This window comes from Nocardia rhamnosiphila NBRC 108938, assembly GCF_000720425.1.
GTDB lineage: Bacteria > Actinomycetota > Actinomycetes > Mycobacteriales > Mycobacteriaceae > Nocardia > Nocardia rhamnosiphila.
In genome coordinates, this window is sequence record NZ_JOAJ01000026.1 from 1 (window position 1) to 10,790 (window position 10,790).

3 protein-coding genes and 1 pseudogene are annotated in these 10,790 nt (G+C 73.1%); all 4 read right to left on the minus strand.

Annotation, left to right across the window (positions count from 1 at the left end; genetic code table 11):
- A partial coding sequence (locus IG75_RS36915) for an SDR family NAD(P)-dependent oxidoreductase (protein ID WP_345769822.1) occupies positions 1–5,127 on the minus strand: 5,127 nt, incomplete at its 3' end.
- Positions 5,128–5,139: 12 nt separating this feature from the next.
- Positions 5,140–5,530 (minus strand): annotated as a pseudogene (locus IG75_RS40985) (beta-ketoacyl synthase N-terminal-like domain-containing protein); the annotation flags it as partial.
- The gene (locus IG75_RS40700; protein ID WP_051715624.1) at positions 5,427–6,083 is read right to left on the minus strand and encodes a beta-ketoacyl synthase N-terminal-like domain-containing protein; all 657 of its coding nucleotides are present in this window, start codon (positions 6,081–6,083) and stop codon (positions 5,427–5,429) included. The gene IG75_RS40700 and the pseudogene IG75_RS40985, both read right to left, overlap by 104 nt.
- Before the next feature lie 26 nt (positions 6,084–6,109).
- The gene (locus IG75_RS0135405) at positions 6,110–10,780 is read right to left on the minus strand and encodes an SDR family NAD(P)-dependent oxidoreductase (RefSeq protein WP_345706345.1); all 4,671 of its coding nucleotides are present in this window, start codon (positions 10,778–10,780) and stop codon (positions 6,110–6,112) included.
- Between the last annotated feature and the right edge of the window lie 10 nt (positions 10,781–10,790).

Below are 10,790 nucleotides of genomic sequence, written 5' to 3' on the forward strand. Positions count from 1 at the left end.
CGCCCCATCCTGATTCACCGCCGTACCACGAACCACCGCCAGAATGTCGTGACCGTTACGGCGCGCGTCGGAGAGACGTTCCAGCACCAGCACACCGACACCCTCGGCGAAGGCCACCCCGTCGGCGTCGGCGGAGAACGCCTTGCACCGCCCATCCGGGGAGAGCCCGCGCTGCCGGGCGAAATCGACGTAGAGGTACGGACTGGCCGCCACGGTCACCCCGCTGGCGAGCACCAGCGAACTCTCCCCCCGCCGCAGCGCCTGACAACCCAGGTGCAAGGCGACCAGCGAGGACGAACACGCCGTATCGACCGTCATCGCCGGGCCCTCCAGGCCGAACACGTAGGCCACCCGGCCGGAGATCACACTGCTGGTGGTACCGGTGAGCCGGTAACCCTCCAGATCACCGACCACCCGATCGATATAGCCCGAATATCCCGCGCCCGCGAACACCCCGGCATCGCTGCCGCGCAGCGACGCCGGATCGATACCCGCGTCCTCCAGGGCCTCCCACGACACCTCGAGCAGCAGGCGCTGCTGCGGGTCCATCGCCGAGGCCTCCCGCGGGCCGATCCCGAAGAAGCCGGGATCGAAATCGCCCGCGTCGTAGAGGAAGCCGCCACGCCGGGTGTACACGGTGCCGGGCTTGTCGGCGTCCTCGTCGAACAACCGTTCCAGGTCCCAGCCGCGGTCGGCCGGGAAGTCACCCGTCGCGTCCCGGCCCGCAGCCACCAGATCCCACAGGCCCGCCGGGGAATCGGCGCCGCCCGGGAACCGGCACGCCATTCCCACGATCGCGATCGGCTCGTCCACCCGCGCCCGCCGCACGACCTTCTTCACCGGGGCGTCCGCCGTCGGCGCCACCCGGGCCAGTACCAGCTTCGCCACCGCCACCGGTGTCGGATGATCGAAGACAAGGGTCGAGGGCAGGGTCAGGCCGGACGCCTTGCTCAGCCGGTTCCGGAATTCGACCGCGCCCAGCGAATCCAGGCCGATTTCGTCGAAACGCTGATCGGGGCGGATATCGTTGCCCGAGTCGTGGCCGAGCACCGCCGCGACCTGCTCGCGGACCACCTCGAGGACCAGATCCGCGCGCTGCGCCTCGGCGGCTTCCGCGAGCGCGGCGCCCAGTGAGCCCCCCGCGTGGGCGACCACGCCGTCCCCCGGCGCGCGCACCGGACGCGCCGCCGGGCGCACCAGACCGCGCAACACCACAGGGACCGCGCCCGGGTCGGATTCGCGGCGCACCGCGGCCGGATCGAAGCGCAGCGGGGCCGTCCAGGCCTCGACGCCGGCCAGCGCGGCATCGAAGAGCCGCCGGCCCTCGGCTTCGGTCAGCGGGCTCAGCCCCAGCCGGTTCCACCGGGCCACCGCGACCCGGTCCAGCCCGCCGGTCATCCCACTGCCCTGGTCCCACGGACCCCAGGCCAGCGAGACCGCCGGCGCCCCGGCCGCCCGCCGTCGCTGCGCGAGCGCGTCCAGGAAACTGTTGGCGGCCGCGTAATTGCCCTGACCGGCCGACCCCAGGATCGCGGCCACCGAGGAGAACAGCACGAATGCCGCGATATCACGGTCGCGCGTCAGCTCGTCCAGCCACCAGGCGCCGTCCACCTTGGGCGCGGTCACCCGATCCACCTGCTCGGCGGTCAGCGAGGCGATGGTCGCGTCCGCGAGCACACCGGCGGTGTGCACCACCGCGAGCGGCCGATCCGCTTCGATACCGTCGAGCAGAGCCCGCACCGCGTCCCGGTCCGCGATATCGCAGGCGACGACCCGCGCGTCGGCGCCGGCCGCCGCCAGTTCGGCGACCAGTTCCGCGGCACCCGACGCGGCGAGGCCCCGCCGGGAGGCCAGCACCAGCCGCCGCACCCCGTATTCGGCCACTACGTGCCGGGCGAACAGCGCGCCCAGCCCACCGGTGCCGCCGGTGATCAGTACCGTCGCGTCCGCCGGCAGCGACCCCGCACCGCGGCCGGCGGACGTGTCGGCCCGGGCCAGGCGCGGTACCAGCGTTTCCGCGCCGCGTACCGCGACCTGGGGTTCGCCGGACCGCAGGACCGCCGCGAGGCGGTCACCGTCCACCGGCCGGTCCGGCTCCGCGTCGACGAGCACGAACCGCCCGGGGTTCTCCGACCGGGCGACGCCGGCCAGCCCCCGGACCGCGGCGGCGCGCGGGTCCGGGATCTCGCCGGGCAGACCGGCGCCCCCGGTGGTCACCACGATCAGACGTGTCGCGGTGAGACGTTCCTCCGCGAGGAAGGACCGGAACACAGCGAGCGCGTCGCGCACCCCGGCCCGGACCTCCACCGGCGCACCGGCCGCCACCGGGGCGGCCCGCCAGACGAGCACATCCGGTATCCGCTCGGCCGCGGCCGCCGCGGCGGGAGTCGCGTAGGCGGTTTCGATCCCGGATATACCGCCGTCCCCGAGTACCGCGGGCGACCAGGTGAACTGCTCACTCCCGCCCGGACCGGCCGGCTCCCACCGCACCTGATGAAGGTTCGCGGCGGCGCCGGGCAGGCTGCTGCGGAACTCGTCGACGTCGTACGGGCGCATCACCACCGCGTCCACGGAGACGACCGGATCACCCGCCGGATCGACGGTCGCCACCGCGATGGTCTCCGGTCCGGTCGCGACCGCCATCACCCGCAGAGTGGTCACCTCCGCCCGGTGACCGGACTCCGTGCCGTGGAACCGCGCACCGCCCCAGCGGAACAGCAGCCGGCCGGTGCCGGGATCGCCGTCGCCGTCACCACAGAGCAGCCGGGAGAACCCGGCGTGCATCACCATGTCCAGCAGCGCGGGATGCAGCATATGGCGGCCGGCCTCCGGCGCCGCCGCGGTATCCAGCTCGATCTCGGAGAACACGGTATCGCCGCGCTGCCAGGCCGCCCGCACCCCGAGGAACGCCGGACCGTATTGCAGACCGGTGTCCTTGGCGATCAGCGCCGGAAGCCCCGCGCTGTCCAGCGGTTCGGCATCCACCGGCGGCCACGGCTCGTCGCGCAACCGCGCGGGCAGGTCCGCGTCATCGGCGGCGGGCCCGGCCAGCGCGCCGGTCGCGTTGTGCACCCACTCGGTCTCGCCGGCGACGCGGAAGTAGAACTCGAACGGGCGGCGCCCCTGTGCGTCGGCCGCCTGCACCAGCACCTGCAATTCGATCTCGTCGGCACCGGTGGGCAGGATCGGCGCCTGCAGGGTGAGTTCCTCGACCGTGCCGCACCCGATCCGGTCGCCCGCCACCAGCAGCATCTCGATCAGGGTCGCGCTCGGCAGGACGACCACGCCGTAGGTCGTGTGATCGGCCACCCACGGATGGGTGCGCAGCGAGAAACGCCCGGTGAACAGCCATTCGTCGGACCCGGCGAGGCCGACCACCCCGGTGAGGATCGGATGCCCGAGCGAGGAGACCCCGGTGTCGCCGCCGGAGTCCAGCCAGAAGCGGCGCCGCTGGAAGGCATAGGTCGGCAGGCCGATCCGGCGCACCACGCGACCGGCGGACCAGGCCCGCCAATCCACCTCCGCACCGGCGATATGGATCTGCGCCAGCGCGGTGACGAACTGCCCGACCTCGGCGTCCTCCGGTGTAGCGGACCCGGACGCGACCGGCCGGCGCGCGGTCGCGGCCACCGCGGCGGCCGCCTCGACCTCCGGGTGCTGCGCCAGGCAGCGCCGGGTCGCGGCGGCCAGTACCGCGTCCGGCCCCACCTCGACGAAACGCCGGACTCCGGCGCCGACCGCGGCATCCACGCCGGGGGCGAACCGGACGCAACCGCGGACCTGCCGCACCCAGTGTTCCGGATCGGTCAGGGTGTCCCGGTCGATCGCACCGGAGACATTGGACACCACGGTCCGTTGCGGCCGCGCGTACGAGATACCGGCAGCCACCGCCCGGAACTCGGCGAGCATGGGATCCATCCGCGCGGAATGGAACGCGTGGCTCACCCGCAGCCGGTTGGTCTTCACCCCCTGCGCGGCCAGCCGGACCTCGATCTCGGAGACGGCGTCCTCGTCACCGGAGAGCACGGTCGAGGACGGATCGTTGACCGCGGCGACCGAGAGCCGGCCCGGGAACTCGGCCGCCAGCTCCTGGGCCACGGTCTCCGGTACCGCCACGGCCAGCATCGCGCCACCCACCGGAAGCGCCCCCATCAACCGGCCGCGCGCGGCCACCAGCGTGCACGCGTCGGACAGGGACCAGACCCCCGCCGCGTAGGCCGCCGCCAGCTCCCCGACGGAGTGACCGATCAGCACATCCGGTGTGACACCGAACGATTCCAGGAGTCGCAGTACAGCCACTTCGAACGCGAACAGCGCCGGCTGGGTGAACTCGGTACGGTCGAGCACCCCGTCGGCGTCGGTGAACATCACCTCCCGCAACGACCGGCCCAGCAGCGGATCGAAGTGCGCGCACACCTCGTCCAGCGCCGTCGCGAACGCGGGGAACGCCCGGTACAGTCCGGCGCCCATCCCCACCCGCTGCGCGCCCTGACCGGTGAACAGGAACGCGGTCCGGCCCGAGCCCGCACGTCCCGCGAGCGCTCCGGGCGCCTCGGCCGCCACCTCGGCCAAACCGGCGAGCAGTGCGCCGCGATCGGCTGCCGGTACCACGGCGCGGCATTCGAGCAGCGCCCGCGAGGTCACCAGCGAGTAGGAGACATCGTGCAGATCGGCCTCCGGTGCACCGAGCAGCCACTGCCGCAGCCGGTCCGCCTGCCCGCGCAGCGCCTCCTCGGACCTGGCCGACAGGACGAACGGAACCAGATCCGTCGCGGCGGCCGGTTCGGCCAGGGTGGTTGCGCCGGCCACAGCGGTCGGGCCGGACGCGGCGGTCGGGCCAGTGGCAGCGGGCGCGGCGGCCGGAGTAGTTGCCCCGGGTGCGGCGGCCGGAGCGGTCGCCCCGGGTGCGAGGACCGGTTCGGCCGGCGGTTCTTCGATGATCACATGCGTATTCGTGCCGCTGACACCGAAGGAAGAGACCCCCGCCCGCCGGACCCGCTCCCCTGCCGGCCACGGCTCCGCCTCCGTCAGCAACCGCACTGTGGCCGGATCCCACTCCACATGGGGTGTCGGCGCATCCACATGCAGCGTCTTCGGCAACACGCCGTGCCGCATGGCCTGCACCATCTTGATCACACCACCCACCCCCGCCGCCGCCGAGGTATGACCGATATTCGACTTCAACGAACCCAACCGGAACGGACGGCTCCACACCGGCACTCGCGAGTGCCGCGGCGATCACCCGTTCCTGCGACGGCCCGTTCGGAGCGGTCAGTCCGTTGCTCGCGCCGTCCTGATTGACGGCCGTACCCCGCACCACCGCCAGGACCGTGTGCCCGAGCCGTCGCGCGTCCGAAAGCCTTTCCAGCACCAGCATCCCGAGACCCTCGGAAAAACCCGTACCATCCGCCCCCGCCGCAAACGCCTTACGCCAGATGCAACGCCACCAACGACGACGAACACGCCGTATCCACCGAGACGGCCGGGCCCTTGAATCCCAGGGTGTAGGCGATCCGGCCGGACAGCACACTGTTGGACACCCCGAGGTAGGCATGTCCCTCGGTCTCCGCGGAGATGTTCGCCGACCCGACCCGCGGGCCGTAGTACTGATGGATCACCCCGGCGAACACCCCGGTGTCACTGCCGCGCAACGATGCCGGGTCGATTCCGGCGTCCTCCAGCGCCTCCCACGACGCCTCCAGCATCAGCCGCTGCTGCGGATCCATCGCCGCGGCCTCGCGCGGGCCGATCCCGAAGAAGGCCGCGTCGAAGTCGCCGATGCCGTCGAGGAACCCACCCTCCCGCGTGTACACGGTGCCCGGCACATCCGGGTCCGGGTCGAACAGGCGCTCCAGATCCCAGCCCCGGTCCGCGGGATAGTCGCCCACGGCGTCGACCCCGCCCGCGGTCAGCTCCCACAGCTGTTCGGGCGTGCGCACACCCCCGGGGTAGCGGCACGCCATCCCGACGATCGCGATCGGTTCCCGCGACCGGTCGGTGAGCTCGCGCAACTGCTGTTTGGTGTCGTAGAGCTCTTTCGCGGTCTTTTTGAGGTACCGGCGTAGCTCGTCGTTGTCGGCCATCGGGATGGAGCTCCTGATCGTGCTGGTCAGCTGAGGTTGTCGATGAAGTCGAACAGCTCGCGGTCGTCCGCGGCGTCGAGGTTTTCCGCGGCGGCGACGCCCGGATCGAACTCGCCGGGGGCGGTGCCCTCGAGTTCGCGCAACAGCGCGGTCAACCGGTTCGCCAGACCGGTCCGGTCCGCGGGCGACAGCTCGGCCGCCGCGCAACTGTCCGCCAGGGATTCGATCTCGGCCGTGATCCGGCGGACCGGATCCTCGGCCGGGGCTATCTCCCGGCGCAGGAAGCCCGCCAGCGCTACCGGGGTCGGGTAGTCGAATACGGCGGTCGCCGGCACCTGGGTGCCGACCGCGGCGCGCAACCGGTTGCGGAACTCCATCACGCCGAGCGAATCGAATCCGATATCGCTGAACGGCTGATCCGGTGCGGTCGCTTCCGCACTGCTGTGCCCGAGCACCGCGGCCGCCTGCACCCGGATCACCTCGAGGATGATCCGTTCCTGTTCCGCGGCGGGCCGGCCGGCCAACTGCGCCGCGAGATCCGGCGGCTGGGCCGCGCCCTCCACCGCGCGGCGCCGCGCGGGCCGGAGAAGTCCGCGCATGACCGCCCGCACCGCGGCGGGATCCTGGGCACCGAGCGCGTCGCGGTCGATACGCACCGCGGCGAACACCGGGCCGCCGGTCGCGAGTGCCGCGTCCAGCATCGCCGTACCCTCCGCGGCGCCGATCGGGGTGAGGCCCTCCCGGCGCAACCGCGCGAGCTCGGCCGTCCCGAGGGCCGCGGTCATCCCGCTGCCCTGCTGCCACGGCCCCCACACCAGCGAGGTCGCGGGCAGACCGAGCAGGTGACGGTGCCGGGCCAGCGCGTCGAGGAACATATTGGCCGCGGCGTAGTTCGCCTGGCCCGGATTGCCGATCACGCCCGCGATCGAGGAGTAGAGCACGAACGCCGACAGATCCAGGTCCGCGGTGGCCCGGTGCAGATTCCACGCGGCGTCGACCTTCGGCGCCAGAACCGTCGCGAACTGCTCCGGCGTCAGCCCGGTGAGCAGGCCGTCGGCGAGGACACCCGCGGCGTGCACCACCGCGGTCAGCGGATGCTCGGCAGGTACGGCCGCCAGGACCGCGTCGAGGGCGGCCCGGTCGGCCGCGTCGCAGGCGACCACCTCCACCTTCGCCCCGAGTGCGGTCAGTTCGGCGGCGAGTTCGGCGGCACCGGGAGCGTCCGGGCCGCGCCGGCCCGCCAGCACCAGCCTGCGCACACCGTGCGCGGTGACCAGGTGCCGCGCGGCGATCGCCCCGAGCCCGCCGGTGCCGCCGGTGATCAGCACCGTGCCGCCGGGCCGCAGCGGCGTGGGCACGGTCAGCACGTTCTTACCGATGTGCCGGGCCTGACCGAGATACCGGTAGGCCTCCGGCGTCCGCCGCAGATCCCACGCCGTGGTCCGGGCCGGCGTCAGCGCACCCGCCTCGAAGAGTTCTCCGAGCGCGCCGAGTATTTCGCCGAGCCGGTCCGGGCCGACCTCCATCAGCATGAAGCTGTGGTAATCCACGCCGGGATGTCCGGCCGCCACGATATCCGGATCGCGCCGGTCGAGCATGCCCATCTCCACGAACCGGCCGCCGCGTGGCAGCAGCCGCAGTGAGGCGTCCACGAATTCACCCGCCAGCGAATCGAGCACGATATCCACCCCGCGCCCGTCGGTGGCGGCCAGGAACTTGCGCTCGAAGTCGAGGGTGCGCGAATCGCCGATGGCCGCCTCCTCGAAACCCAGCTCGCGCAGAACTTTCCATTTGGGCGCGCTGGCCGTCACCAGCGTCCGCAACCCCAGGTGCCGGGCCAGCTGCACCGCCGCCAGGCCGACACCACCGGTGGCCGCGTGCAGCAGCAGGGTCTCGCCGGGCCGCGCCGCGGCCAGATCCACCAGCCCGTAATAGGCCGTCGCGTAGACGATCGGCACCGCAGCGGCCTGCGCGAACGTCCAGCCGCGCGGGATCCGCGCGAGCAGCCGCTGATCGGTGACGGCCGTCGAACCGACCCCCGGGATCAGGCCGAAGACCCGGTCGCCCGGGGCGAATCCGGTGACATCGGCGGCGACCTCGAGCACGACACCCGCGCCTTCGCCGCCGATCCGGCCGTCCGGATCCGGATAGGTGCCGAGCGCGATCAGGACATCGCGGAAGTTCAGTCCCACCGCCCGCATCCCGATCCGGACCTGCCCGGGCGCCAGGGGCGCCGAGGGCGCCGGGTCGTGGGTGATCCGGAAGTTGTCCGCCGCCAGGGTGCCCTTGTCGCGCAGCGTCAGCGCCCAGGCCCGGGTGCCGGAGTCCGGCAGCGTGAGCGCCGCCGCGGCGGCGCGCTGTATCCGCGGCACATGGACCGCGCTGCCGCGTACCGCCAGCTGCGGTTCCCCGGCGTGGCCGAACGCCGCGGCGAGCGCGGACCGGTACCGGGTCCGGTCGTCCACGTCGAGTAGCAGGATCCGGTCCGGATTCTCGCTCTGGGCGGTCCGCAGCAGTCCCCATCCGGCCGCCGCGGCCGCGTCCACCGGCTCGCCCGGGTGCACGGCCACCGCCCGCTCGGTCACCGCCACCACGAGGCGGTCGGCGGCCGGCAGCCGCCGGAGTCGCGCGCCGAGCTCGACCACCGACTCCCGCACCACCGCCGGGAGGTTCCCGTTGCCCCTGTCCACCGGATCGAACTGCAGCACAGTCACTTCCCGCCCGGCGACGGTGACGTTCTCCCCGTCGGCCGTAGCGGTCCAGGGACCGGTCGCGGGCAGCTCGGCGCGTTCGGGCAGCTCGACCCAGGTGAACTCGTAACCGGTTCCCTCGGCCGGGCGCCCGGCTCCGAGGGCAGCGGCGGCCAGCGGGCGCAGTGTGAGCCCGCCGATTTCGGCCACCACCATGCCCGCGGAGTCGGCGAGGGTCAGCGCGACCCGTTCCCCGCCCGGCGCGGCACCGGCGACCGCGGCACGGACCCGCAGCGTCGCCGCCCCCGTGGCGTACAGCGCGACGTTCTCCCAGACGAAGGGGACCACGACCGCACCGTCCCCGGCGGCGGGCGCCAGGCCCCCGGACAGGATCGCATGCAGCGCGGCGTCCAGCAGCGCCGGATGCAGCGCGAAATCGGCATGCTCCGCCCGCACCGGCTCCGGCAGCGCGACCTCGGCGAACACCTCGTCACCGCGCCGCCACAGCGCGCCCAGTCCACGGAACGCCGGGCCGTACCCGTAGCCGTGACCGGCCAGGTCCGCGTACGCGTCTCCGATATCCACCGGGGTCGCGCCCGGAGGTGGCCAGCTCGCCAGCTCCGCGTCGAAGGCGCCGGCCGCGCCCGCGGCGGCCACCGTGGCCACCGCGTGCCGCAACCACGGGTCGTCGCCGGCGGTCGCGTCCTCGTCACCGGACCGCGAATAGATCGATACCGTCCGCGTCCCGCTCTCGTCCGGACCGGATGCGACGACCCGCAGCGCCACCGCCCCGGCCTCCGGGATCGGCAGCGGGGCTTCGATCACCAGCTCGGCCAGCCGCGGGCAGTCCACCAGGGCACCCGCGTGCAGGGCCATCTCCACCAGCGCGGCACCGGGCAGCAGCGCCACCCCCGCGACCGCGTGATCGGCCAGCCACGGCCGACCGGACCGGGTCAACCGGCCGGTGAACACCACCTCGGCGGAATCCGGCAGCCGGACCAGCGCACCCAGCAGCGGGTGGTCCGGATCGGCCATCCCCGCCTGCCGCACATCGCGCACCACGGCGGCCCGGGCCCAGTAGCGCTGATGCTGGAACGCATAGGCCGGCAACTCCACTCGGCCGCCGGGCAGGCCGGCGAACAGCGGCGTCCAGTCCACCCCGAGGCCGCCGATATGCGCCCAGGCCAGTGCCGAGAGGAACCGGATGACCTCCGATTCGCCGCGCCGGGCGCCGGCGATCACCAGCGACCGGGCCTCGATATCCGGGGTGTCGGCCAATGACTGCCGGACCATGGCCGTCAGTACCGCGTCGGGCCCGACCTCCACGAACCGGCGGACACCGGCCGCGGCCGCGGCCGCGATCCCGGGCGCGAACCGCACACAGCCGCGGACCTGATCCGCCCAGTACCGCGGATCACGGAGCTCACCGGTGACCACGGTCGCCGAGAGGTTGGACACGATCGGTACCAAGGGTTCCCGGAAGGTCACCGCCGCCGCGGCCCCCTCGAACTCGCCGAGTACCGGTTCCATCAGCGCCGAATGGAAAGCATGGCTCACCCGCAGCCGCGCGGTCCGCACACCGGCCGCCACGAAGCCGGCCTCGACGGCTTCGATACCGGACAGCTCACCGGACAGCACTACCGCGGCCGGACCGTTCACCGCGGCCAGCGACACCCGGTCGCCATATCCGGCCACCGCCGCCCGCGCCGCGTCCTCGGTCACCGCGACCGCGAGCATGGCGCCGCCCGCGGGGAGCGCACCCATCAACCGGCCTCGCGCCGCCACCAGCGCACACGCCTCCGGCAGCGACCAGAGACCGGACACGTAGGCGGCCGCCAGTTCACCGATACTGTGGCCGATCAGGAGATCCGGTGTGACACCGAACGATTCCAGCAGCCGTGTCATCGCCACTTCGAAGGCGAACAGCGCGGGCTGCGTGAATTCCGTCCGATCCAGCACTCCGTCCGGATCGGTGAACATCACCTCCCGCAACGACCGGCCCAGCAGCGGATCGAAC